This window comes from Peterkaempfera podocarpi, assembly GCF_042466665.1.
Classification (GTDB): domain Bacteria; phylum Actinomycetota; class Actinomycetes; order Streptomycetales; family Streptomycetaceae; genus Peterkaempfera; species Peterkaempfera podocarpi.
In genome coordinates this window covers 3,444,137-3,469,864 of the sequence record NZ_CP162102.1, presented here as the reverse complement: position 1 = coordinate 3,469,864, position 25,728 = coordinate 3,444,137, and the positions used below count along the sequence as shown (strand labels likewise).

The following is a 25,728-nucleotide window of genomic DNA, read 5'->3' as shown; positions in this document are numbered from 1 at the left end:
CGGGTGCCGGACCTGCCGGCCGGTCACAGCAGTCCCCGGCGTTGGAGATGGCCGAAGCAGACCCAGCCGGGCAGCAGCGGCAGCCAGAGCGTGAAGATGCGATAGAGCAGCACCGCCGGGGTGGCGATCTGGATGGGGACTCCGGCGAGCCCCACGAGCGCGCCGATGAGAGCGGGCTCGATCGCGCCGACCCCGCCCGGCGTCGGTACGGCGGAGCCGACCGCGTTGGCGGTGAGGAAGACCACGGTGACCGAGGCGATCCCGGGGGTGCCGCCGAACGCCCTGACCGATGTGTACAGACACGTCACAAAGGCGATATTGATCAGCACGATGCCGCCCAGGCCGGTCACCAGCTTCGACGGCCGCTGCAGCAGGTCGAGCATCCGGGGGACGACGCCGGCGAGCAGTGAACGCAGCCGGGTCAGCACAAAGCGCCGGAGCGGCGGCACGGCCGCGACCACGAGTATCAGCACAGCCGCCGTCAGCAGCCCGGCGATGACCGTCCTGGACGGCGAGAGGTCCCTGCCCTGCTCCGTGCCGCTGATGTAGCCGAAGGTCAGCAGCAGCAGGATGTGCGAGGCCAGGGTGGCCAGCTGGGAGGCGCCGACGCTGGCCACCGCCTGCACCGGCCGGATACCGGACTTCTGCAGGAAGCGGGTGTTGAGCGCCACACCGCCGACCGCGGCCGGAGCCACCAGGCGCACAAAGGAACTCGCGACCTGCGCCAGCAGGGTGTTGCGGAAGGACAGCCGTTCGGAGACAAAGCCGATCAGGCTCATGGAGGCGGCCACAAAGCTCAGGATCTCGGCGGCGAGGGCCACCAGCACCCAGGCCCAGTTCATATCCGTGAAGTCGATCTGGGTGGCCGGGAACTTGGCGAGCAGATAGTAGATCGCAAAGGTTCCGGCGGCCACGCTGACCAGCGTCTTCGGCTTGAGCCGCTGCAGTCTGACCGGGGTGACCGGGGCTTCCGGGACCATCTCCAGGATCTGCTCGCGGATCTGTGCCAGCAGGTCGAAGCTGGTGGCGGCCAGCTCCTCGTTGGCATCGGCCCGGGTCTTCTCACCGGAGGCGACCTGGGCGTCGGCCAGCGACTGCGCCTGGCTCTTGCGCTCCCGGTTGGACTGGCGCAGGTCCGTCCTGGTGGTCCGGCTGAGGCCGACGGGCTGCAGCAGCGGCAGCGCGGAGGCCACCCGCTTGGGGCCGAGTACCTGGGCGGCCACCGCCACGGCCCGTTCGGCGCCGACGCGCAGGGAGAAGGTGGTGAGCAGCTGCGCCAGGTCCATGCGCAGGGTCAGGTCTCCGGCGGCGATGTCGCCGCCGGAGAGATTGACCAGCCGGCCGGTGTCGTGACCGGTGCAGAGCAGCGACTCGCCGGTGAGCCTGCGGTGGGCGATCCGCCGGTCGTGCAGTGCGCGGACGGACTCCCAGATGGAGACCATCAGCGCTTCGGTGACCTCGTGGTCGTGCAGTTCGTCCAGGGTGCGGCCGTCGATGTGGTCGTAGACCAGGATGACGGCGTCGGGACCGAGTTCCGAGGTGGCCACCAGCTGGGGGGCGAGGGCGCCCGACGCGGAGGCCGCATAGGCGATCAGCGCCTCCCGCTCCAGGGCTTCGCGCAGCGACTGGGGGCTGCGCCGCACCGCCACCGACCGCAGCTGGAGCCGCCGCCACAGCCGGTAGAAGAACCCGGAGGCCTGCTGTTCGCGGTCGATGACATGGACGTCCAGTGGAGGGGCGTCGGCCTGCACCACGTAGTAGCGGCGGGTGCCGCCCGGGGCGTCCGGTGCCCGGTGGGCGCTGAGCGGGGAGAAGCCGACCTTGTGCAGCCCGACGAGCAGGCTCTCCCCGGTGGGTCGAACGTTCGGCGAGCCGATGGCGTAGAGAGTGCCGTAGGCGATCGTCCAGCCGAGCAGCACGGTGAGGACCAGGGAGAGGGGGGTGGTGTAGCCGCTGATGAGTTCGGTGCCGCCGCTGAGGACGACCACCGCCCACAGTGCGACCCTCCAGCGGGGGCGGCTGGCCATGCCGACGGCGGTCATATAGGCGATGACGGGGGCGAGATAGCCGTGCACCGGGTCGGTGAGGCCGCCGCCGGGCTGGGGGATACGGGTGAGGGCGTTGCGGATGTTGTCGCTGGCGGCCTCCGCCACCCACAGGTCGACCCCGAGCGACAGCCCGTGGGCCAGGACGGCGGCCAGCACCCCGTCGGCGACCCGCAGTCCGTCGCGTTTGATCAGCCGCTCGATGGCGAAGGCGACCGGCACCACCAGCACGGCGACGCTGGAGACAAAGCCCGCCACATTGGTGAAGAAGCCGGGGACCTTGGTGGCGCCGACGGTGATGTCGTTCTCGATGCCGGTGGTGGTGTTCTGGGCGATGTTCGCGAGCACGAAGACCGCGATGACGCCCAGCAGCCCGGCGGCAAAGCGGATCAGGTCCGAGGGACGGTGCACCCGGGCGGCGAGCAGCGGCTCGTCGACGGAGATGTGCGAGCCTGTGGCCCGGGGCGGCGTACCGGCCTTGACCAGGGAGATCTTCGCCGGATCAGGGTGTGCGGGCATAGCTTCGCGGGGCTCGGCCGTCCCCCTGCCGGCCTTGTCGCCGGTCGTGCCCGTCATCTGCTCATGTCCTCGTATCACCAGTCACCGCCCCGAAGATGGTGGCATGCCTGGACGGCGTATGCAGGGCGGGGGGCGTCGCGCGCCTGTGACGTATCTCGCGTCGCCGGTGACGGCCGCCGCGGTGCGGCAGAATCGCCCGGGTGACGGACGATGCGAGCGAGGGCAGGGGGGCGGAGATCCCGCCGTTCGCGGAGCAGGTGCTGGACCTCGCCGAGCGCATTCCACCCGGCAGGGTGATGACGTACGGGGACGTCGCCGAGTTCCTGGAGCACGGCGGCCCCCGGCAGGTGGGCCGGGTGATGGCGCTCTACGGCGGCGCGGTCCCCTGGTGGCGGGTGGTGCGCGCGGACGGTGCGCTGCTGCCCGGCCATGAGCAGCGCGCGCTGGCGCACTACCGCGAGGAGGGCACGCCGCTGCGGCACTCCCGGGGCCGGGGGCCCGCCCGGGGCTCGGCGGCGGCGGAGGACCTTCCCAGACTGGACATGGCACGGGCCCGATGGGATGGGCGGTGACCGGAACACCCGGCCAGGGTCCCGCGCACCGTGCCCGGCGGGGTGGCGGCGCGCTGATGCAGGGGGCGCGCGGGGGGGAGTGTACGCACGCCCTCTCGAACGGGTGAGTGTTTCCCGGAAGGGCTCACGCATCCGTGAATGACGGGGGAGGATCGTAGGCTCGAGCCGTGCGGATCCCCAGGGACCGGATGCGGCACACGGGGCGGAGCCCGCCCCATCCGTCACGCCCGGCCCCGGTTCGGGGTCCGTACGCACGTTTCGCAGCCCCACAGGAACCGCTCTTGTCCTCTCCCGCCTCTCCCTTCCGTCTGGTGCGCACCCCGCTGGAGCCACCGGTGCCGCCCGTGCTCGACGCGTACCAGCAGGCGGTGGCCGACCATGCCGGCGGGCCGCTTCTGATGCTGGCCGGGCCGGGCACGGGCAAGACGACCACGCTGGTGGAGGCGGTGGCCGGCCGGATCGCCCGGGGCACCCACCCGGAGCGGATCCTGGTGCTCACCTTCAGCCGCAAGGCCGCGGTGGAGCTGCGCGACCGGATGGCAGCCAGGCTGGGCGGCAGCGGTGCCACGCCGCAGGCGACCACCTTCCACTCGTTCTGCTACGCCCTGGTCCGCGCCCATCAGGACCCCGACCTCTTCGCCGACCCGCTGCGGCTGCTCTCCGGTCCCGAGCAGGATGTGATGGTGCGCGAGCTGCTGGCGGGCGACGCGGAGGACGCCCGGCACGGCAGGGGCCGGCTCACCTGGCCCGGGGAGCTGCGGGCCTGCCTCACCACCCGTGGGTTCGCCGACGAGGTGCGGGCGGTGCTGGCCCGCAGCCGGGAGCTGGCGCTGGACCCGGCGGAGCTCCGGCGGTTCGCCGCACGTGACGGCCGTCCCGACTGGGCCGCGGCCGCCCATTTCTACGCCGACTACCTGGACGTCCTGGACATGCAGGGTGTGCTGGACTACGCGGAGCTGGTGCACCGGGCGGTGCTGCTGGCGGAGCGGCCGGAGGTCGCCGCCGAGCTGCGCGCCCGCTACGAGGTGGTCTTCGTCGACGAGTACCAGGACACCGACCCCTCCCAGGTGCGGCTGCTGCGGGCCATCGCCGGCGACGGGCGGGACCTGGTGGCGGTCGGCGACCCCGACCAGTCGATCTATGCGTTCCGGGGCGCCGACATCAACGGCATCCTCGACTTCCCCGCCGTCTTCCCCAAGGCCGACGGCAGCCCGGCCGAGGTGAAGGTGCTGCGGGTCTCCCGCCGTGCGGGTTCGGCGCTGCTCGCCGCCTCCCGCGAGGTCGCCCGCCGGATGCCGGTCGGCAGGCTGCCCGCGGCGGCACTCGCCGCCCATCGCTCGCCGGGTGCCGTCAGGGACGGCGGCAGGGTGGAGGTCCTCACCTATCCCACCCCCGGCGCCGAGCTGGACGGCATCGCCGACCTGCTGCGCCGCGCCCACCTGGAGGACGGGGTCCCCTGGGGCGGGATGGCCGTCCTGGTCAGGGCAGGCGGCCGCTCCATACCGGGTGTGCGCAGGGCGCTGGCCGCCGCCGGTGTGCCGCTGGAGACCGACGGCGACGACCTCCCGCTGCGCGACGAGCCGGCCGTGGCCCCGCTGCTGCTGGCCCTGCGGGTGGCGGCCCTGGGCGCGGCCCGTGCCAGGCCCGCTCCGCTGTGGAGCGGCCGCGCCGGCGCGGCAGCCGACGACGACACCGACGGCGAGGCCGCCCCCGGGACCGGTGGTGACCCCGCGACCGGCCCCGGCCCCGACACCGCGACCGGCCCCGACACCGCGACCGGCCCCGACACCGCGACCGGCCCCGACACCGCGACCGACCCCGACTCCGACCCCGGCTCCGGTACCGGCGCGGTCGCCGCGGCGGCCGTCCCCGCCCATGACCCGGACCCGCTCACCGCAGAGATCGCACACACCCTGCTGACCGGCCCGCTCGGCGGTCTGGACGGCTCCGATCTGCGCCGTCTCGGCCGTGCCCTGCGCGAGGAGGAGCGCGCGGCGCTGCGCGGCGGCGACGCCGCACCCACCGCCGTACGCCCGGCGGCGGAGCTGATCCGCGAGGCCCTGGCAGAGCCCGAGCGGCTGGTGGCGCTGGACCCGGCGTACGCCCGCCGCCCCAGGGAGCTCGGGGTGCTGCTGCGCAAGGTGCGCGAGATGCTGGCCGGCGGCGTCTCCGCCGAGGAGGCCCTCTGGGCGTTGTGGGAGGGCAGCAGCCGCTGGCAGGACCGGCTGGAGCGGGCGGCGCTGCGGGGCGGTCCGGCAGGCCGCAACGCCGACCGGGACCTGGACGCGCTCTGCGCACTGTTCGAGACCGCCGCCCGCGCCGAGGAGCGCGTCGGGCACCGCGGCGCACTGAACTTCCTGGAGGAGCTGGACGCCCAGGACATCGCCGCGGACACCCTGGCCGTCCGGGCGGTCCGCCCGGACGCGGTGCGGCTGATGACCGCGCACCGTGCCAAGGGGCTGGAGTGGCAGCTGGTGGTGGTGGCCGGCGTCCAGGACGGTCTCTGGCCGGACCTGCGGCGCCGCGGCTCGCTGCTGGAGGCGGACCGCATCGGCCGGGACGGCCTGGCCGAGCCCCTCACACCGGGCGCCCTGCTCGCCGAGGAGCGGCGGCTGTTCTATGTGGCGGTGACCCGGGCCCGGGAGCGGCTGGTGGTCACCGCCGTCAAGGCGCAGTCCGAGGACGGCGACGAGCCGTCCCGCTTTCTGCGCGAGCTCTACCGGGAGGAGACCGACCGGCAGGGCCGGGTGCTGCGCAGGGTGCCGCCGGCCCGCGTCGAGGAGGTCACCCACCGGCCGCGCCGCCCCCTGTCCGTCCCCGCCCTGGTCGCCGAGCTGCGCGCCACCAGCGTGGACGCCGGCGCGAGCCCGGAGCTGCGGCAGGCCGCGGCCGAGCGGCTGGCGCTGCTGGCCGGCGCGGAGGGAGAGGACGGCACCCCCCTGGTTCCCTCCGCCCACCCGGACCGCTGGTGGGGCATGGCCGAGCCGACCGCGGCCGAGCTGCCGCTGCGCGAGCCGGACCGGCCGGTCCAGCTCTCCGGCAGTTCGGTGGAACAGCTCCATGACTGCTCGCTGCAGTGGTTCCTGGACCGCGAGGTGCGCGCCCGCACCACCTCCTCCGCCGCCCAGGGCTTCGGCAACGTCCTGCATGTGCTGGCCGACGAGGTGGGCTCCGGCCGTACCCCGGCCGATCTCGCCGTGCTGATGGAGCGGCTGGACGGCGTGTGGGACGCGCTGGCCTTCGACGCACCGTGGAAGTCCGAGCAGGAGCGACGGGAGGCGCGGGCGGCGCTGGAGCGCTTCCTGCACTGGCACACCCTGGAGCGGGGCAGGCAGCCGGTGGCCACCGAGCACCCCTTCGACGTCACCCTCAAGATCGGCGACCGTGCCGTGGAGATCCGCGGCTCCATGGACCGGGTGGAGCGGGACGCCGCGGGGCTGGCCTATGTGGTGGACTTCAAGACCGGCAAGAGCGTCCCCACCGCCGCGGAGGTTGCCGAGCATCCGCAGCTGGCCGTGTACCAGCTGGCTGTGCGCGAGGGCGCGCTGGACGGCCTGCCCGGCTTCGCCGACGGCGCGCCGGCCCGGCCCGGCGGAGCCGAGCTGGTCCAGCTGCGCACCCCCCAGAAGGGCGGCGACCAGCCCAAGGTGCAGGGTCAGGAGGCGCTGCCCGCGGAGCCCTGGATCGAGCAGCTGCTCGCCGAGGCCGCAGGCCGGGTGCTGGACGAGCGGTTCGTCCCCACCACCGGCTCCGGCTGCGACCGCTGCGCCTTCACCCGCAGCTGCTCCGCCCGGCCCGAGGGACGCCAGATCGTGGAGTGACCCTCCTCCGGCCGTCCGATGGTCCTGTCGGCGGTAGCTGCTAGCGTCTCGCGATACTTACGCAATTCTTATGCCCGCGACCGCCGGCAGAACCAGGAGCACCACAGATGCGCACCACCCGACTGCTGATAGGCACCCTTGTCTGCGCTGCTGCCGTGGCCGGGCTGACGGGATGCACCAGCGACAAGAAGGGCGACTCCGCGTCGGCTCCGGCGAGTGGATCGGCGAGCGCGTCGTCCAGCCTGTCGGCGAGCCCGTCGCCGAGTCCGTCCGCGAGCAGCGAGCAGACCCCGGGCATCGAGACCCTGTCGGCCAAGCAGATCTCGGACAAGGCGAAGGCCGCACTGCTGGCCGCCCCGTCGCTGACCATGGACGTCGTCTCCACCAGCGGCGGTGACCAGGTCAGGGGAAAGGTGTCGCTGGACAGGAAGGGACACTGCATTGCCCGGATGACGATGGGTTCGCAGGGCTCGATGGTGGTCCTGGAGTCCGGCGGGCAGGTCTGGATCAAGCCCGATGAGGTCTTCCTCAAGGGGATGGCCGGTGCGGAGGGTGCCAAGCTGATGGCGGGCAAGTACCTCAAGGGTGCGAGCGTCAAGGACATGGCCTCCCTCTGCGACCTCGACGAGTTCGCCAAGGGGATCACCCAGGGCGGCTCGAGCAAGGCCGCCAAGGCCGGCGTCGCGACCGTCGGCGGTCAGCGGACGGCCGTCATCAAGGTTTCTGAGGACGGTGGGATGACCACCATCTATGTTGCCGCCGAGGGCACCCCCTACCCGGTCAAGATGGTGCACACCGGCTCGGACAGTGGAACGGTGCTCTTCAGCGGGTTCGGCGAGCCCGTGAATGTCACCGTCCCGCCGGCGAGCCTGGTCATCGACTCGTCCAAGCTGTAGGGCCCATGGCGGTCGCCCCGCCCGACTGTCCGAGGCTCCGGTTACCGTTGCTCGGGTGTCCGCCGCCATCACCAGCCCCGAGCAGCTCAAGGAGCTGCTGGGCATCCCCTTCACCGCCCAGCAGCTGGCGGCGATCACCGCGCCCATGGCACCGGCCGTGGTGGTCGCCGGGGCAGGGTCGGGCAAGACCACGGTGATGGCGGCGCGGGTGGTCTGGCTGGTGGGGCGGGGCCTGGTCCGGCCCGAGCAGGTGCTGGGCCTCACCTTCACCAACAAGGCCGCCGGCGAGCTGGCGGAGCGGGTGCGCACCGCGCTGGCCAGGGCCGGGGTGTCCGGTGCTGAGCCGGGCGAGGACGGGGACGTCCTGGGCGAGCCGGAGATCTCCACGTACCACGCCTTCGCCGGGCGGCTGCTCACCGAGCACGGTCTGCGGATCGGCATAGAGCCCGATGTCCGGCTGCTTGCCGACGCCACCCGTTTTCAGCTGGCCGCGCGGGTGCTGCAGTCCGCCCGGGGCCCGTACACGGCGCTCACCGGCACCGTCTCCACCGTGGTCGCCGAGCTGCTGGCGCTCGACGGGGAGCTGGCGGAGCACCTGGTGGACCCCGAGCGGCTGCGGGCGTACGACTCCGCGCTGCTGGACGAGCTGGCCACGGTGAAGCTGACCAATGAGGAACTGCGGCGGGTGCCCGAGGCCGCCCGGGGCCGAGGCGAGCTGCTGGGGCTGGTCGAGGAGTACCGGCGCCGCAAGAGCAGCGCGGGGCTGATGGACTTCGGTGACCAGATCGCCGCCGCCGCGACGCTCGCGCAGACCCGGCCCGAGGTGGGGCGGCTGCTGCGGGACCAGTTCCGGGTGGTGCTGCTGGACGAGTACCAGGACACCTCGGTGGCCCAGCGGCTGCTGCTGGCGGGCCTCTTCGGCCGCGGCCCCGAGTACGGCGGCGGCCACCCCGTCACCGCGGTGGGGGACCCCTGCCAGGCCATCTACGGCTGGCGCGGCGCTTCGGTGGCCAACCTGGACGAGTTCCCGGAGCACTTCCCCCGGCCGGACGGCGGCCCTGCGGCGCGCTACTCGCTGAGTGAGAACCGCCGCAGTGGTGGCCGGCTGCTGGACTTCGCCAACCGGCTCGCCGCGCCGCTGCGGGAGATGCACGAGGGTGTGGAGGCCCTGCGCCCCGCCCCCGGGGCGGAGCAGGACGGCTTCGCCCGCTGTGCGCTGCTGCCCAGCCACGCGGAGGAGGTGGACTGGCTGGCCGACTCCATCGCCCATCTGGTGCGCACCGGCACCGCGCCGGGCCGGATCGCGGTGCTCTGCCGCGGCGGGGCGGCGTTCCCGGACATCCATGCGGCGCTGGTGGCTCGTGAGATACCGGTGGAAGTGGTGGGCCTGTCGGGGCTGCTGCATCTGCCCGAGGTCGCCGACCTGGTGGCGACCTGCGAGGTGCTGCAGGATCCCACGGCCAACGCCGCCCTGGTCAGGCTGCTGATCGGCCCGCGCTGGCGGATCGGCCCCCGCGATCTGGCGCTGCTGGGCCGCCGTGCGCGCGATCTGGTGCGGGTGGAGCGCGGCGAGGGAGCCGACCGGCTGGCGGAGGCGGTCGCCGAGGCCGACCCCACCGAGGTGGTCTCGCTGGCCGACGCCCTGGAGACCTTTCTGCATCCCGGCACCGTGGCGGACCAGGACGAGCTGCCGTTCTCCGCGGAGGCCCGGGTGCGGTTCGCCCGGCTGGCCAGGGAGATCCGGGAGCTCCGCCGCTCGCTGGCGGACCCGCTGATGGATGTCATGCACCGGGTGCTCGCCGCCACCGGTCTGGATGTGGAGCTGGCCGCCTCCCCGCATGCGCTGGCCGCCCGCCGCCGGGAGACCCTGCATGCCTTCCTGGATGTCGCGGCCTCCTTCGCCGATCTGGACGGCGATCCGTCGGTCGGCGCGTTCCTGGCCTTTCTGCGGGCGGCGCAGGAGTACGACCGGGGCCTGGACAACACCCTGCCCGGCGGCGAGGACACGGTGAAGGTGCTCACCGCCCACAAGTCCAAGGGGCTGGAGTGGGATGTGGTGGCGGTGCCCGGCCTGGTCAGGGACGTCTTTCCGAGCAGCCGCCCACGTGAGCGCTGGACCAGCCGCAGGCATGTGCTGCCGTACGCCCTGCGGGGTGACGCGGACACCCTGCCGGCGGCGCCGCCGTGGAACGCCAAGGGCCTGAAGGACTTCACCACGAACCTGCGCGGGCAGACGGCCACGGAGGAGCTCCGTCTCGGCTATGTGGCGTTCACCCGGCCCCGGAGTCTGCTGCTGGCCTCCGGCCACTGGTGGGGTGCCTCCCGCAAGCGTCCGCTCGGTCCCTCGGACTTCCTGGAGCAGCTGCGTGAGCACTGCGAGCGGCCGGGCGGGGCGGGCGAGGTGGAGGTGTGGGCCGACCCGCCGGAGGAGGGTGCGGAGAACCCCGCCCTCGCCATGGCCGCCGAGCTGCCCTGGCCGCTGCCGCTGGACCCGGCGGCCCGGCAGGCCCGCCGGGTGGCGGCCGGTGTGGTCCGGTCCCGGTTGGACGGACTTCTGCCGCAGCAGCCCTCGGGCGTGCGCACCCCGGAGGACCGCCGGGTGGTGGAGTCCTGGGACCGGGATCTCGGTGTGCTGCTCGGCGAGCTGGAGCGGTCCCGGCGGGCTGTGGCTGAGGTTCCGCTGCCGGCGTCGCTCTCCGCCTCGCAGCTGATGCGGCTGGCTGCCGACCCGGACGGTTTCGCCCGGGAGCTGGCCCGGCCGATGCCGAGGCCACCGCAGCCCGCGGCCCGGCGGGGCACCCGCTTCCACGCCTGGGTGGAGGCGCGCTTCGAACCGCTGATGCTGATCGAGGCGGACGGCCTGCCCGGGGCGGAGGACGACGGGATCGAGGACGAGCGTGATCTGGCCCGGCTGAAGGAGGCCTTTCTGCGCACTCCGTACGCCGAGCGCACGCCCTACCGGGTGGAGGCACCTTTCCAGTTGGTGCTGGGGGGACGGGTGGTGCGCGGCCGGATCGATGCGGTGTACCGGGCCGAGGGCGGCGACGCAAAGTCACCGCAGGGCCCGCGCTTCGAGGTGGTGGACTGGAAGACCAACCGGCGGGAGACCGCGGATCCGTTGCAGCTGGCCATCTACCGGCTGGCCTGGGCGGAGCAGCAGGGGGTGCCGCTGGAGCAGGTCACGGCAGCGTTTCTGTATGTCCGCAGCGGACGCGTCGAATGTCCGTCAGATCTTCCCGACCGAACAGCATTGGAACGCATCCTGACCGGGAACAGTGATGAATAGGTCACGGAGAGCACCCAAGCCGTCACAAAGTTGGGAAATACCTGTGCGGCTTGCACTTTTCGCGCCTATTGTGGGGTCGGTAACCGGTCACCCCCGTTCCCCGGCCGCCTGCTAGCCCTGCCCTTAACCCTCAGTCACCGCCACAAGGGCGCTTCCCGCTGGAGAATCCGACGTTGAGCGTGACCGGGCGGCTCCGCCGCCTCAAGCAGCTGCTCGCCGGGGGCTGGTCCCGAACGGCCCTGGCGCTGCCCTTCCTCGCGCTGGTGCTCATCATGGCCCTGGACTGGTTCAGCAAGACCGAGGTGACCGTCGAGCCCGCGCTGACCTCCGCGCCCGCCCTGGCAGCCGTGGTCTGCCGGCGGACCTGGTACCCGCTGCTGATCGGCGGCATCACTCTGCTCTGCGCCTTCCTGATGGCCGCGTACAACGGGGTCCTCGCCGACTCCGTGCACACCGCCAGCGTGCTCGCCATCGTGCTGGTCACCCTGATCGGCTGGGTGAGCGCCGTGCTGCGGATGCGCCAGGAGCGTGCGCTGGCCGACGCCCGGCTGGTCGCCGAGATCGCTCAGCGGGTGCTGCTGCGTTCCGTTCCCGAGCGGGTCGGCACCGTGCGCGCCGCGGTGCACTATGCCGCCGCGGCCGCGCATGCCCGGATCGGGGGCGATCTCTACGAGGTGGTGAACACCCGGCACGGGGTGCGCGCCGTCGTCGGGGACGTGCGCGGCAAGGGGCTGGGTGCGGTGGAGACCGCGGCAGCCGTGCTGGGTGCCTTCCGTGAGGCCGCCCACCAGGAGCACGAGCTGGACCGGGTGGCCGCCTGGCTGGCCGACAGCCTGGACCGGTCGCTGCGGGAGAACGGCCATGACCTGCTCGGCGAGGAGTTCGTCACCCTGGTCCTGATCGGGGTCAGGCCGGACGGCGTCGCCGAGATGGTCAACTGCGGGCACCCCGCGCCGGTGCTGCTGCGCGACGGAGAGCCGGTCCGCCTGCTGGAGCCGGTGACCCCGGTCCCGCCGCTCGGGGTGCTGCCCCCGGAGGCCGTGCGCCCCCCGGTGCGGCGGATGGCGATCCGGCCCGGTGACCGGATACTGCTCTACACCGACGGCATGATCGAGGCCCGTGACAGCGCGGGCCGCTTCTACCCCCTGCTGGAACGCCTCCCGGGCTGCGCCCAGGCCGGCGGACCGGTGGAGGTCCTGGAGCGGCTGCATCTGGACGTGGTCCGGCATGTCGGCCGCCAGCTCGGTGACGACGCGGCGATGCTGCTGCTCCAGTACGAGCCGGTGACCCTGCCGGAACAGCTGCCACGCCCCAACGGCCATATCCCGCAGCGCAACTGACGGCCCTGCGGAGGGCCGGACCCTCCGGTCCGCTGTCCGGCGCGGGCTCGCGGGCTCGCGGGCCCGGGCGGGTCGGTGCGGGTCAGAGGCCGATGTGGGCCGCTGCGGGTCAGAGGTCGACGTGGACCAGCAGGGGCCGGTGGTCGGAGATCGGCGTCCGGGGGGTGAGCGCGGCGCCGACGGCCACCGGCCGAAGTCCCACCGCCAGCACATGGTCGAACTGGACGGTCGGCCGGTGCGAGGGATACGTGGGCGTACGGGCCAGGTCCCGCCACCCCTGCAGCCCCTCCCGGGCCTGCCGCCGCGGACTGCGGCGGATCCGCGGCCGGTCGCGGCCGGCCCGGTCCAGCCGGGTGCGGCGGGCCTCCCGCAGGTCCCGCAGCCGCCGCCGTGAGCTGCGCACCCGGGTCGCCCCCAGGTCGCCGTCGGCCGGGCCGTCCGCGGATCCGGGTCCGACCGGTCGGGCCGGCCCCTGCCCGAGTGCGGCGGCGGTCTCGCGGAGGGGTGCGGCCGCCTGCGCCGTACGCCGCCGCCCGCGCCGCGGGGCCCTGGTGACCCCGTCCACCACTGCGGCGCCGCCCAGCACGGTGCGCGGTACGGCCCCCACCAGGTTGAAGTCGCCCAGGAGTAGATAGGGCCGGGGCAGGTCGGCGATCCAGCGGCGGATGCCGGCCAGCTGGGCGACGTTCCAGCCCGGGACGAAGGAGAGATGCGTGGCGACCGCCGTGAACGGCCCTCGGTCGCCCTCCAGTACGGCGGCCAGTGCCGCCCGCGGCTCGTCCGGAACCTGGGTCAGTCCCCGCCGTCCGGCCACCCGCAGCGGCAGTCCGAACGGTGCGGGCGGAAAGCGCCGGGCCCGCCAGTGCCGGACCGGGAGCCGCGTGAGCAGCGCGGTGCCGTAGGAGGGCGGCTCCGCGGCGCTGTCGGCCTCGGCCGGCCCGTACACCCGGAAGCCGGCCGCCGAGGTGTCGCGCAGCCAGCCGGAGACCGGAGCGGGACGGCCGTGCAGTGCGGCAGCGAACCGCCAGTCGGCCGCTCCCATCGCCCTGGCCGCGACGGCGGCCTGGTCGACCAGGCCGGAGCGCGGCTGGTAGCGGTCGACCTCCTGGAGGGCCAGAACATCGGCATCCAGAGCGGCCACGGCCTCGGCCAGCAGGGCGGCCGCCGCCGTCGGGTCCGTGGGCTCCGGAGGGAAGGGCAGCAGGGCCCCGTCCGCTGCGAGTGGTTGCCCGTGCAGCAGGTTGAAGGTGGCGATGCGCAGCTGGCTCACACGGTGACCGTACCGCGCTGCCGTCCGGCGCCTGGGCGGTTGCCGGAGCCCGTGGCAGGTTGAGTCGGCGATGCATACCGGGTATACATACTCGGTATGTCGATCCGCCACGGGCTTCTCGCCCTCCTCGACCAGGGCCCCCGCTACGGCTACCAGCTGCGCAGCGAGTTCGAAGCGCGCACCGGAGCCACCTGGCCGCTGAACGTCGGCCAGGTCTACACGACCCTGGGCCGGCTGGAGCGCGACGGGCTGGTGGAGCCCTCCGGGGAGGACGACGAGGGCCATGTCTTCTACGCCATCACCGAGACAGGACGCGCCGAAGTGCGTTCCTGGTTCGGCACTCCCGTGCGCCGGGACAACCCGCCGCGCGACGAGCTGGCGATAAAGCTCGCGATGGCGGTCACCGTCCCCGGCGTGGACGTCCGCGAGGTCGTCCAGGCCCAGCGGCGGCACAGCGTCCGCGCGCTCCAGGACTACACCCGGCTCAAGGCCCGGGCCCTGGCCGCCGAGCAGTCCGGCGACCGGTCGGAGGGCAGCCCCTCCGACGCGGACTCGGACCTCGCCTGGCTGCTGGTGCTGGAGCAGCTGATCTTCCAGACCGAGGCCGAGGTGCGGTGGCTCGACCACTGCGAGAGCCGCCTCGCCCGGCATCGTCCCGCCCCAGCCGCTCCGGACGCGCCCGGCGCTCCGCAGCGGCCGGGAGGCATCACCCGACGGCGGGGGGCCAGGTCCGGACGGGCCTGAGACCGCCACACCTGATCCTGCGAACCAACCCCCTGGGGGAACCATGACAGGGAACATCACGACCGGCTCGGCTCCGGTCCTCAGACTGGAGAACGTCTCCCGGGTGCACGGCCGGGGCGCCGCGGAGGTGCACGCCCTGCGCGGAGTGGACCTCGCGGTGCACCCCGGCGAGCTGGTGGCGGTCATGGGCCCCTCCGGCTCCGGCAAGTCCACCCTGCTCACCCTCGCCGGCGGCCTGGACACCCCGACCTCGGGCCGGGTGCTGGTGGCGGACCAGTCCCTGGGAGAGCTCTCCCGCAAGCGCCTGGCAGCAGTCCGCCGGCGAGCGGTCGGCTATGTCTTCCAGGACTACAACCTGATACCGGCGCTCACCGCCGCCGAGAACATCGCCCTCCCCCGGGAGCTGGACGGCCTCTCCACCCGCGCCGCCCGCCGGGAGGCGCTGGCCGCACTGGAGGAGCTCGGCCTGGCCGACCTGGCCGACCGCTTCCCGGACGAGATGTCCGGCGGCCAGCAGCAGCGGGTGGCGATCGCTCGGGCACTGATCGGCGACCGCCGCCTGGTACTGGCCGACGAGCCCACCGGCGCCCTGGACTCCACCACCGGTGAGGCGGTGCTCGCCGTGCTCCGGGCCCGCTGCGACGCGGGTGCCGCCGGAATGATGGTGACCCATGAGGCCCGCCATGCCGCATGGGCGGACCGGGTGGTCTTCCTGCGAGACGGCAGCGTGGTCGACGAGGCCGGTGCCGCGCCCGCCGAGAGCCTGCTCGCCGGTACTGCCCGGGACGGCGCGGGACCGGTGGACCGGTGAAGCTCTCCGCCTGGCGGGTCGCGCTGCGCATCGCCCGCCGTGACGCCGTACGCGCCAAGGGCCGCAGCGCCCTGGTGATGGCCATGATCGCGCTGCCGGTGCTCGGTGTGGCCGGCGCCGACATCGTGTACCAGAGCGGCAGCCTGGACCCGGGGGAGAAGATCGCCCGCCGGATGGGTACCGCCGACGCGCAGATCTCCATCTGGCAGCAGGGCCGGGCGATCGTCCAGGCCCCCAACCCGGACGCGGGCGTCGACCTCGCCGACCGGCGCGAGCGCAAGCCGACCGCGGAGGAGCAGCGGCTGGCCGCAGGCGATCCCGTCGCGCTGCTCCGCCAGGTGCTGCCGGCCGGCAGCACCATGGTGCCGGTGATCAGCGGACCCAGCGTCGCTGCGAGCACCGCCCATGGCCTGGTCAGGATCGAGACCGCCGAGATGGACCTGACCGACCCGGTCTGGCACGGCGTTGTGAACCTGCTGGACGGCAGGGCTCCCGCGAAGGCTCAGGAGATCGCCGCCACCGGGGAGTTCCTCAAGGAATCCGGGCTGCACATCGGGGACACCACCACCATCAAGGGCCTCAGCCGGCCCTTCACCATCACCGCCGCCGTGGAGTACCCGGGTTCCCTCGACAGCAGCGAGCTGATCGCCCACCCCGGTGGACTGATCGCCCCGCTCGCCGAGGCGTCCGGGAAGAAGGACGCCCGCGCCGGCTGGGGCGGCCCACTGGGCAGTGACAGCTGGCTGATCCGGGTGCCCGGGGGCGCCGGCTTCTCCTGGTCGCAGGTGCAGAAGGCCAACGCCCTCGGCCTCCAGGTGGCATCCCGCCAGGTGATCCTCCATCCGCCGGCGCGCGCCGATGTGCCCTACTACCGCACGGCGCGGGACTCCTCCGGGAGCTCCATGGGCGACCCCGTCACCTGGACCGTCCTCGGCACGGTCGCCGGTATGGCCCTGCTGGAGATCGTACTGCTGGCCGGCCCCGCCTTCGCGGTCGGCGCCCGGCGCTCCCGGCGCCAGCTCGGTCTGCTGGCAGCCGGCGGCGGTGACCGGTCGCACATCCGCGGAGTGGTGCTCGGCGGCGGAGTGGTGCTGGGCATCGCCGGTGCGGTGGTCGGCGTCGTGCTGGCCACGGCGACCGTCGCGGTGGGCCGGCCCTGGCTGGAGCAGTACGCCGGGGAGCGGTTCGGCCATCTCGATCTGCATCCGCTGGACCTGCTGGGTGTGGCCGTGATCGGCCTGGTCACCGGGGTGCTGGCGGCGATCGTCCCGGCCGTCCAGGCGTCCCGCCAGGATGTGGTCGCGGCGCTGACCGGCCGCGGCAGCGTCAAGCCTCCGTCCAAGCGGCTCGCCGTGCTGGGACTGGTGGCCGTGGCGGCCGGTGCGGCGCTGGCCGTGCTGGGGGCCGCCGCCGGCCAGGGGACGGTCTCGGTGCTCGGCGGATCCATGCTGGCCGAACTGGGCATGGTCACCTGCACCCCGTTCCTGGTGGGCCTCTTCGGAAAGCTCGGCCGCTGGCTTCCGCTCTCCCCCCGGCTGGCGCTGCGCGACTCGGTACGGCACCGGGGGCGCACCGCACCCGCGGTGGCCGCGGTGATGGCAGCCGTGGCCGGCTCGGTCGCGGTGGGCCTCTACACCACCAGCTCCACCGCCGACCAGCGCCGCGAGTACCGGGCCATGGCGCCCGCCGGTTCGGTGGCGCTGGACCAGATTCCGGTGCGGGACGACGGCGGCGCGGCCCTGCGGCAGGCCCGGGCCGCGGTGGAGAGCAGCATCTCCGGTTTGGGGCAGCGCGCCGATGTCAACCGGCTCAGCTATCACGGGGACTGCTACGAGGACGACAGCTGCGGCGACGTCTCCCTGGTGATGCCGCCGGAGCGGGTCTGTCCGCTGCACGGTCCGGGTGTCGTCTCCAAGGCCGAGGGAGCACGGCTGAAGCGCGAGGACCCGCGATGCAGGCCGCAGGACGACCCCTCGTACGGGTCGCGGTTCGGCACGCTGGTCGCGGGGGACTCCTCGGTGCTGGGTGTGCTGTTCGGCGTCCATGACCCGGCGGCGCAGCAGGCACTGGCCGCAGGCACGGCGGTGGTCTTTGACCCCCGGTATGTCAAGGACGGCAAGATCACCCTGGAGCTGACCGAACCCTGGACCGACGAGTCCGGCGCCGAGGACAGCGCGGCCAAGCCGAAGTCGCACCAGGTGCAGCTGCCTGCGGTGGTGCGTACACCCACCACCCTCACCTCCCAGGCGCTGCTGCCGACGGCCGCCGCCCAGCGGGCCGGACTGACCGTCGCGCCCAACGGTTCGGTGTGGCAGCCGCCCACCGCACCTTCCAGCGCGGACGAGCAGCGCGCCAATGCGGCGGTGGCCAAGATCACCCCGGATGGCTCCATCTCGGTCGAGCGCGGCTTCCAGGGCCGCGGCACGCTGACCACCATGGGACTGACGATTTTCGCCGCGCTGGTCGCACTGGGCGCCGCGGGCATCGCCACCGGGCTGGCGGCGGCCGACTCCCAGCAGGACCTCGCCACCCTCGCCGCGGTCGGTGCCGCCCCGAGGATCCGGCGGACCCTCTCCGGCTTCCAGTGCGGGGTGATCGCCGCCATGGGCGCGGTGCTGGGAGCACTGTGCGGAGTGGTGCCGGCGGTGGCGCTGCGCAAGGTGGAACAGGCGGCGGCAGGGGTCGACAACACGGTGTCGATCGTCTTCCCCTGGACGCAGATGGCGCTCACCGTGGTGGTGCTGCCGCTGATCGCGGTGGCACTGGCGGCCCTGCTCTCCCGGTCCCGGATCGCCCTGGTACGCAGGGCGGACTGAGCCGGCACCGTCACCGGAGCTCAGGACCGGCCCCGGGCGTGATGCATCACACGCCCGGGGCCGGTCCGCGGGCGGCGCCCGAAGCCGCGCCCGACCGGGTCGGCGAACTAAAGTCGTCTCTATGACGAGAACCCCGGACAGCGCCGTCCGCACCTACATCGACCAGCACCGTGACGCCTTCCTCGACGATCTGGCTGCCTGGCTGCGCATCCCGTCCGTCTCGGCCGACCCGGGCCGGGCCGGCGAGGTGCGCCGCTCCGCCGAGTGGCTGGCGGGAAAGCTGCGGGAGACCGGCTTCCCGGTCGCCGAGGTGTGGGAGACGGCCGGCGAGGGGCTGCCGGCGGTGTACGCGGAGTGGCCGTCCGGGGATCCGGAGGCGCCGACCGTACTGGTCTACGGCCACCATGATGTGCAGCCCGCCGACCTCGAGGACGGCTGGGACACCGAGCCCTTCGAGCCGGTGGTCGTGGACGGACGGATGTACGGCCGGGGAGCCGCCGACGACAAGGGACAGGTCTTCTTCCACACGCTGGGTGTGCGCGCGCATCTCGCCGCGACCGGCCGCACCGCGCCCGCGGTGAACCTCAAGCTGCTGGTCGAGGGCGAGGAGGAGTCCGGTTCGCCGCACTTCGCCGACCTGGTGCGCCGCCACGCGGAGCGGCTGGCCTGTGACGCGGTGATCGTCTCCGACACCGGGATGTGGGCCGCCGACACCCCGACCGTCTGCACCGGGATGCGCGGACTGGCCGACTGCCAGATCGACCTCTTCGGGCCGGCCCAGGACATCCACTCCGGCTCCTTCGGCGGCGCGGTGCCCAACCCGGCCACCGAGGCCGCCCGGCTGGCCGCCGCGCTGCACGACGACGACCGGCGGGTGGCCGTCCCCGGCTTCTACGACGGGGTTGCGGAGCTGACCGACCGGGAGCGGGAGCTCTTCGCCGAGCTGCCCTTCGACGAGAAGGAGTGGCTGGGCGTCGCCCGTTCGCAGGGCACGCTGGGCGAGGCCGGCTACACCACCCTGGAGCGGATCTGGGCCCGCCCGACGGCCGAGGTCAACGGCATCTGGGGCGGGTACACCGGACCGGGCGGCAAGACCATCGTGCCGTCCTCGGCGCATCTGAAGCTCTCCTTCCGGCTGGTCGCCGGGCAGGACGTGGACAAGGTCCGGGAGGCCGTCCGCCAGTGGGTCGCGGACCGGCTGCCCGAGGGCATCCGCCATGAGATCGTCTTCCCCGGCGCCACCCGGCCCTGCCTGACCCCGCTGGACCACCCGGCGCTGCAGTCGGTGGTGCGGTCGATGGGCCGGGCGTTCGGCCAGGAGATCCGCTACACCCGGGAGGGCGGTTCAGGACCCGCGGCCGACCTGCAGGATGTGCTGGGCGTCCCGGTGCTCTTCCTCGGTATCTCGGTGCCGTCCGACGGCTGGCACTCGGTGAACGAGAAGGTGGAGCTCGACCTGCTGCTCAAGGGCGTGGAGACCTCCGCCTACCTCTGGGGGGACCTGGCGGAGAACTGGCCCGCCGGGGCGCGGGACCGATGAGCACCGCGGTGTCGGACCATAGTCAGTACGACGAGCGGACCGGACGGGACGGGACGGCAGTGACCTCGCAGGATGCAGCACCACCGACAGCACCCCTCGCACTCTCCCGGGCAGGTGTGGACCGGGCCGCACACCATCGCTTCGACGAGCCCTGGCTGGCGGCCGCCTGGAGCCACCCGACCACCCGGGTGCTGCCCGTGGCGGGCGGCGAGGCCTTTGTGGTGGACACCGAGAAGGGCACCGAGCTGGTCCTGGTGCCGTCCTTTGAGGCGCCCGACGAAGGGGACCGCTACTTCCTGGGCAGTGACGAGGACGGGGTGTCGTACTTCGCCCTCGCTGGTGAGACCCTGCCGGGCCGCCTGGACGGAGACGCCCGCCCCGCAGGGCTGCGTGAGGTGGGAGGCATGCTCTCCGACCGCGACGCCGGGCTGCTGGTGCATGCGGTGGCCCTGGAGAACTGGCACCGGCTGCACTCCTTCTGCTCGCGCTGCGGGCATCCCACGCGCAAGGCGGGGGCGGGCCATGTCCGCCGCTGCACCTCGTGTGCCGCGGAGCACTACCCGCGCACCGACCCGGCGGTGATCATGCTGGTCACCGATGAGCAGGACCGCTGCCTGCTGGGCCGCCAGACGCTGTGGCCCGAGGGCCGCTGGTCGACGCTGGCCGGTTTTGTGGAGCCCGGTGAGTCGCTGGAGCAGGCGGTGGTGCGCGAGGTGGCCGAGGAGGCGGGCGTGCGGGTCGCCGAGGTGGAGTACGTCGGCAGCCAGCCGTGGCCGTTCCCGTCCAGCCTCATGCTGGGGTTCATGGCGCGGGCGCACCCCGACGGCACCAGCATCACGGTCGACGGTGAGGAGCTCTCCGAGGCCCGCTGGGTCAGCCGGGAGGAACTGCGGGCCGGCTGGGAGTCCGGGGAGATGCTGCCGCCGTCGGGGATCTCCATCGCGCGCCATCTGATCGAGCGCTGGTACGGGGAGCCCATCCCGGCGGCGGTGCGCTGGTAATGCCCCGGCTTGCGCCGGGCCGTCGCGCGCTCGTCTGACACTTCCAGCGCCTGGTGCACCCGATCGGGTGCACCAGGCGCTGCGGTGAGGGGGCTCGGTCAGGGGTGTGCGGGCCGGTCGCGGGCGAGCCTGCAGATGACGGTCTTGCCCCTGAGCCGGGTGGTCACCTGCCAGCTCTCGCAGAGGGCGGCCACGATCTGCAGGCCCCGCCCGCCCTGCTCGTCGGCGCGGGCCTGCCCGGGAGCGGGCAGTGCCGCCCCGCCGTCCGAGACCGAGATCTGCAGGGCCTCCGCGGTGAGCACCAGGGCCAGCGAGACCGCACCGCTGCCGTGCCGCACCGCATTGGTGACCAGCTCGGAGACCACGATCTCGGCGCTGTCGGCCAGCCGGCCGTCGCCGGGGCTCCCGGCCCCCCAGGCCGCCAGTGCGGTCCTGGTCAGCAGCCTGCTGCGGGCGACATTGCCCGGCCTGGGCGGGAAGGAGGCCGTGCTGGCCCACGCTCCCGGTTCGCCCCCGTCCGGGCGGCGGCCGGTCCGCTGCCGTCCTGATCCATGGGCGTCGATAGATGCGGGCATGGTTCCACCCCCGAGTGCAAGTGATGGGAATCATTCCTGGGTCGGCAACCTTGACGATCGCTGGCCGACGATCGACCGGCAGTACGGTCGAAATCGCTACATTCCTCGCGTGAACATCTCCCGAGGGCCTGGGCAGGCGCCCAAGTACCAGCGGCTCGCAGCGGACCTGCGGCGCCGGATCGCGGCCGGCGAGTGGCAGGGCGAAGCGGCGCTGCCGGTCGAGGCCGAGCTCGAGATGCAGTACGGCGTCGCCAGGAACACCGTGCGCCTGGCGGTCGACGTCCTGGTCAACGAGGGCCTGCTGATCCGCGTGCAGGGCAAGGGCACATTCCTCAAGGACCGCTCGGTCCTGGACCACCACGCATACCGCTCCCCGTCGGAACCCTGGCCCGGGGACAGCCTGGCGCGGCCCTCCGAGGTGTACACGGAGGAGGCGCAGGCGGCCGGCCGAAAGCTGACGGCGGACTTCGAGATGCTGATCGTAAGGGCCCGCACCGACATCGCCGACCGGCTCGGGCTGCGGCCCGGTGAGGCCGTGGTGGTCCGCCGGATGCTGCGGCTGCTGGACGGCGAGCCCTGGTCCATCGAGGAGAGCCACTTCGCGGCCGGGCTCGCCGCGGGTACCCCGCTGATGGAGCCCGACCCGGTCGACGGCGGCGACGAGGCGGTGCTCGGCGACATCGGCCGGGTCGAGGTCGGTGCGGTGGACCATCTGAGCGCCCGGATGCCCGGTCCGGAGGAGGCGCAGTGGTTCCAAGCGGGGCCGGGCGTCCCGCTGATGGTGCAGACCCGGGCGACCTATGACACCCGCGGTCCGGTACGGGTGATCGAGACCCGCTACTCCGCGGACCGCAGCCGGCTGCGCTACGGCCTCGGGACCCCCGTCGTCCGGTAGCCGCCGCGGGGAGCTCCCCGCCCGGGGCCTGCCGCGGGCAGCGGCGGCCGGGGTGGCCGGGGTGGCCGGGGTGGCCGCGTGGTCGGCAGGGGTGCGGACGGCGACGGCAGGGGTGCGGACGGCGACGGCGGGGTCGGCCGGGGCGGTGCGGAGGGGGGCGCGGACGGGGGCGCGGACGAGGAGACCGGCAAGGACGCAGACGGCCGCCGGCCCCCGACCGGTCGAAGCGGTGAGGGGCCGGCGGCCGTGGCGCGCCCGGCGCGGATCAGGCGCCCAGCTTGGCCTTCACCTGGGCGAGCGACGGGTTGGTGAGCGCGCTGCCGTCCGCGAACAGCACGGTGGGCACGGTCTGGTTGCCGTTGTTGACCGACTCCACGAACTGCGCCGACGCGGGGTCGTGCTCGATGTTGACCTCGGTGTAGGCGATGCCCTCGCGGTCCATCTGCCCCTTGAGACGGCGGCAGTAACCGCACCAGGTGGTGCTGTACATGGTGACGGACATCGCAGCGGGCTCCTTCGCTCGGCTTCGGCATGCGCAGGGCGCGCCCACAGCGCGCCTGCGGATGCCCAAACGCGCCTGGGGCGCGGAACATTCCGCAGAAGCCCCCGGTCGTACAAACCCACCGGGCCTGTGGACAACCCGCAGCAGACTGTCCGCCCGGCTTGAGAGGATGGTCGTCATGCAGGCACAGCTCCCCGTTCCGGACGACGCGCACCACCCGTACGGCCCCACCGGCGCAGGGCCGGGCGACGCCGACGCGGTCCTCGCCGGCCTCGACCCCGAGCAGCGGGCGGTCGCCACGGCGCTCCACGGGCCTGTCTGCGTCCTGGCCGGCGCCGGTACCGGCAAGACCCGGGCCATCACCCACCGGATCGCCTACGGGGTGCGCAGCGGCGTCTACCGGCCGCAGCAGGTGCTCGCGGTCACCTTCACCGCCCGTGCCGCCGGCGAGATGCGCGGCCGGCTGCGCCAGCTGGGCGCCGAGGGCGTCCAGGCGCGGACCTTCCACTCCGCGGCACTGCGCCAGCTGCAGTACTTCTGGCCGCGTGCCGTGGGCGGGGAGGTGCCCCGGCTGCTGGAGCGCAAGGTCCAGCTGGTCGCCGAGGCCGCCGGGCGTTGCGGGATGCGGGTGCAGCGCACCGAGCTGCGCGACCTCACCGGTGAGATCGAGTGGTCCAAGGTCACCCAGATCGTCCCCGAGGACTATCCGGCCGCGGTCGCCAAGTCGGGCCGCGAGGCCCCCCGGGACGCCGCCGAGATCTCCCGGGTCTACGGGATCTACGAGCAGCTCAAGCGGGACCGCGGGGTCATCGACTTCGAGGATGTGCTGCTGCTGACCGCCGCCATCCTGGAGGACCGCCCGGAGATCGCCGAGCAGGTCCGTTCCCAGTACCAGCACTTCACGGTGGACGAGTACCAGGACGTCTCGCCGCTGCAGCAGCGGCTGCTGGACCAGTGGGCCGGGCCCGGCGCCAGCCTCTGCGTGGTGGGCGACGCCAGTCAGACCATCTACTCCTTCACCGGTGCCACCCCCGACTACCTGCTGGGCTTCCGCAGCAGGCACCCGGACGCCACCGTGGTGAAGCTGGTCCGCGACTACCGCTCCACCCCGCAGGTCGTCCATCTGGCCAACGGCCTGCTCGCCCAGGCCCGCGGTGAGGCCGCTCAGCACCGGCTGGAGCTGGTCTCCCAGCGTGAGGGGGGGCCGGAGCCCGTCTACACCGAGTACCCCGACGAGCCCGCCGAGGCCGAGGGGACCGCCCAGCGGATCCGGGAGCTGATGGCCCGCGGGGTGCGTGCCAGTGAGATCGCGGTGCTCTTCCGAACCAACGGCCAGTCCGAGGTCTATGAGCAGGCGCTGGCCGATCTGGGCCTGCCCTACCAGCTCAAGGGGGCCGAGCGGTTCTTCGAGCGGCCCGAGATCCGTGAGGCCGGCACCCTGCTGCGCGGTGCCGCCCGGGCCGGCGGCGCGGACACCCTCGCGGTGGACGGACCGGAGCTGGCCGCCCATGTGCGTGCGGTGCTGGCCAGCCGGGGGTTCAGCGCGGAGCCGCCCGCGGGGTCGGGGGCGGTGCGGGAGCGCTGGGAGTCGCTGGCCGCCCTGGTCCGGCTGGCCGAGGAGTTCGAGACACAGCAGCGGGCCGCGGGCCTCCCGGCGGACCTGGCCGCTTATGTCGCCGAGCTCGATGCACGGGCCAACGCCCAGCACGCTCCGGCGGTGGAGGGGGTCACCCTTGCCTCGCTGCATGCGGCCAAGGGCCTGGAGTGGGACGCCGTCTTCCTGGTCGGGCTCACCGAGGGCATGGTGCCGATCACCTATGCAAAGACCGATGAGCAGGTCGAGGAGGAGCGGCGGCTGCTCTATGTGGGGGTGACCCGGGCGCGGGAACACCTCTCGCTGTCCTGGGCGCTCGCGCGCTCTCCCGGTGGGCGCGCCGGGCGCACCCCCAGCCGGTTCCTGGACGGGCTGCGCCCCGGATCCGCCGTCAGGGGCGGCGCCCGAGCGGGCGGCCGCGCCGGAGTGGAGGGCGGCACCGAGCGGTCCGGGCGCCGCAACCGGGGCCCGGTCAAGTGCCGGGTGTGCGGGCGGGTGCTGAGTGAGGCGGTGGAGCGCAAGCTGCGCCGTTGTGAGGGCTGCCCCTCCTCGATGGACGAGGCGCTCTACGAGCGGTTGCGGGCGTGGCGTGGTGAGACGGCGCGCGCCCATGGGGTGCCGGCGTATGTGGTCTTCACCGATGTCACTCTGATGGCCATCGCCGAGGACCCCCCGGGCAGCGAGCGGGACCTGGCCGGGATTGCCGGTGTGGGGCCCGCGAAGCTGGACAAGTACGGCGCCGACGTGCTGTCGTTGTGCGCGGGGGAGCAGCCGGTTGACGGCGCTGCGGAGTCGTCCGAGGAGGGCTCGGTCGGTGACGGTGGCGAAGAGCCGGAGAACTCGCCCGAAAAATAGTTTGCGCGCTCCGACCCGAGCGCAATAGCCTGCCGAAGCGGCCAAGGGGACGAGGCCGCAAACCGCACGGATTCACATCCGTCGCGGCCGCATGACCTGCACCGCAGCACCATCCGACATGCCAATCAGTCGGGGCCCGGGGGACCGGGGCCCGCGAGACGCCGAAAGGAGGCGGGGACGTGGAGACCACAAAGATGATCACGACGATCAAACTGACGGACGAGACCGTTGCCGTCGCCATGGGCGTCTCCGCCGTTGCCGCGCGTCTGCGTGGTGGCGTCGTCCTGGGTGGCACTACCGGTCTGTCCCTTGGCTGGACCCCCGTCGTGGTGGAGCGCAGCGAGCGACCGACCCAGGCACCGAAGGCAGCAGCAGTAGCTACGTACGGCTATGCCCACGCCATCGGTGCCGGCAACCAGCAGGACCAGCAGATTCACCAGGCAGCGTCCGATTTTGCGGCCGATGCCACCCGTTCGATGCGGGCCTTCCGCGGGCTCGAACCCTGGAGAGAACGAACCTGATCCAGCATCAGGTCGGCGCCTCCAGGGCCGCGGAACCCGTCACCGGGATCCGCGGCCCTTCTGTTTGTCCGGTACCACCGCCCCACCGGCCCACAAGGCCGGCACGAAACCGAAGACGAGGAAGA

The 25,728-nt window shown here is 73.4% G+C and carries 17 protein-coding genes; 13 read left to right on the top strand and 4 right to left on the bottom strand.

Annotated features, from left to right (window positions below):
• Positions 1-23: 23 nt before the first annotated feature.
• Positions 24-2,621: a lysylphosphatidylglycerol synthase domain-containing protein gene (locus AB0761_RS15075; protein ID WP_377269509.1), complete on the bottom strand. Its 2,598-nt coding sequence runs from the start codon at positions 2,619-2,621 to the stop codon at positions 24-26.
• 134 nt (positions 2,622-2,755) lie between these two features.
• On the opposite strand from AB0761_RS15075, the gene AB0761_RS15070 reads away from it, so the two are divergent.
• The 5 genes from AB0761_RS15070 to AB0761_RS15050 all read left to right on the top strand — a co-directional run bounded on the left by AB0761_RS15070 (position 2,756) and on the right by AB0761_RS15050 (position 12,479).
• On the top strand, positions 2,756-3,136 hold the full coding sequence (locus AB0761_RS15070) for an MGMT family protein (RefSeq protein ID WP_377274116.1): 381 nt from the start codon (positions 2,756-2,758) through the stop codon (positions 3,134-3,136).
• Between the two features lie 188 nt (positions 3,137-3,324).
• On the top strand, positions 3,325-6,957 hold the full coding sequence (locus tag AB0761_RS15065) for an ATP-dependent helicase (RefSeq protein WP_377274114.1): 3,633 nt from the start codon (positions 3,325-3,327) through the stop codon (positions 6,955-6,957).
• 107 nt (positions 6,958-7,064) lie between these two features.
• Positions 7,065-7,853: a hypothetical protein gene (locus tag AB0761_RS15060; protein WP_377269508.1), complete on the top strand. Its 789-nt coding sequence runs from the start codon at positions 7,065-7,067 to the stop codon at positions 7,851-7,853.
• Between the two features lie 55 nt (positions 7,854-7,908).
• Positions 7,909-11,139 carry a UvrD-helicase domain-containing protein gene (locus AB0761_RS15055; RefSeq protein ID WP_377269507.1) on the top strand — a complete coding sequence of 1,077 codons (3,231 nt, stop codon included), beginning with the start codon at positions 7,909-7,911 and terminating at the stop codon, positions 11,137-11,139.
• 179 nt (positions 11,140-11,318) lie between these two features.
• Complete coding sequence (locus AB0761_RS15050) at positions 11,319-12,479, top strand: PP2C family protein-serine/threonine phosphatase (RefSeq protein WP_377274112.1); 1,161 nt, start codon at positions 11,319-11,321, stop codon at positions 12,477-12,479.
• Between the two features lie 109 nt (positions 12,480-12,588).
• On the opposite strand, the gene AB0761_RS15045 is transcribed toward AB0761_RS15050, so the two are convergent.
• Positions 12,589-13,749, bottom strand: coding sequence for an endonuclease/exonuclease/phosphatase family protein (locus AB0761_RS15045; protein WP_377269506.1), 1,161 nt, complete (start codon positions 13,747-13,749; stop codon positions 12,589-12,591).
• Between the two features lie 96 nt (positions 13,750-13,845).
• Between AB0761_RS15045 and AB0761_RS15040 the strand changes: the two genes are divergently transcribed.
• The 5 genes from AB0761_RS15040 to nudC all read left to right on the top strand — a co-directional run bounded on the left by AB0761_RS15040 (position 13,846) and on the right by nudC (position 20,661).
• On the top strand, positions 13,846-14,493 hold the full coding sequence (locus AB0761_RS15040; RefSeq protein WP_377269505.1) for a PadR family transcriptional regulator: 648 nt from the start codon (positions 13,846-13,848) through the stop codon (positions 14,491-14,493).
• A gap of 43 nt (positions 14,494-14,536) precedes the next feature.
• Entirely contained in the window at positions 14,537-15,304 is a 768-nt protein-coding gene (locus AB0761_RS15035) for an ABC transporter ATP-binding protein (protein ID WP_377269504.1), read from the top strand.
• Positions 15,301-18,120: an FtsX-like permease family protein gene (locus AB0761_RS15030; protein WP_377269503.1), complete on the top strand. Its 2,820-nt coding sequence runs from the start codon at positions 15,301-15,303 to the stop codon at positions 18,118-18,120. The genes AB0761_RS15035 and AB0761_RS15030 overlap by 4 nt, the downstream gene beginning before the upstream one ends.
• 121 nt (positions 18,121-18,241) lie before the next feature.
• Entirely contained in the window at positions 18,242-19,660 is a 1,419-nt protein-coding gene (locus AB0761_RS15025) for a dipeptidase (RefSeq protein ID WP_377269502.1), read from the top strand.
• An 8-nt stretch (positions 19,661-19,668) separates the two neighbouring features.
• Entirely contained in the window at positions 19,669-20,661 is a 993-nt protein-coding gene (nudC, locus tag AB0761_RS15020) for an NAD(+) diphosphatase (RefSeq protein ID WP_377269501.1), read from the top strand.
• Positions 20,662-20,759: 98 nt separating this feature from the next.
• On the opposite strand, the gene AB0761_RS15015 is transcribed toward nudC, so the two are convergent.
• A complete protein-coding gene (locus AB0761_RS15015; protein WP_377269500.1) occupies positions 20,760-21,236 on the bottom strand; it encodes an ATP-binding protein in 477 nt (158 codons plus the stop codon).
• Positions 21,237-21,345: 109 nt separating this feature from the next.
• Here AB0761_RS15015 and AB0761_RS15010 point away from each other — a divergent pair, with 109 nt between their 5' ends.
• Positions 21,346-22,131 carry a GntR family transcriptional regulator gene (locus AB0761_RS15010; protein ID WP_377269499.1) on the top strand — a complete coding sequence of 262 codons (786 nt, stop codon included), beginning with the start codon at positions 21,346-21,348 and terminating at the stop codon, positions 22,129-22,131.
• Positions 22,132-22,396: 265 nt separating this feature from the next.
• On the opposite strand, the gene AB0761_RS15005 is transcribed toward AB0761_RS15010, so the two are convergent.
• The gene (locus tag AB0761_RS15005; protein ID WP_377269498.1) at positions 22,397-22,633 is read right to left on the bottom strand and encodes a mycoredoxin; all 237 of its coding nucleotides are present in this window, start codon (positions 22,631-22,633) and stop codon (positions 22,397-22,399) included.
• A 178-nt stretch (positions 22,634-22,811) separates the two neighbouring features.
• Between AB0761_RS15005 and AB0761_RS15000 the strand changes: the two genes are divergently transcribed.
• Together AB0761_RS15000 and AB0761_RS14995 are read left to right on the top strand one after the other, a co-directional pair.
• Entirely contained in the window at positions 22,812-25,082 is a 2,271-nt protein-coding gene (locus AB0761_RS15000) for an ATP-dependent DNA helicase UvrD2 (protein WP_377269497.1), read from the top strand.
• A gap of 179 nt (positions 25,083-25,261) precedes the next feature.
• Positions 25,262-25,603: a hypothetical protein gene (locus tag AB0761_RS14995; protein ID WP_377269496.1), complete on the top strand. Its 342-nt coding sequence runs from the start codon at positions 25,262-25,264 to the stop codon at positions 25,601-25,603.
• Positions 25,604-25,728: the final 125 nt, after the last annotated feature.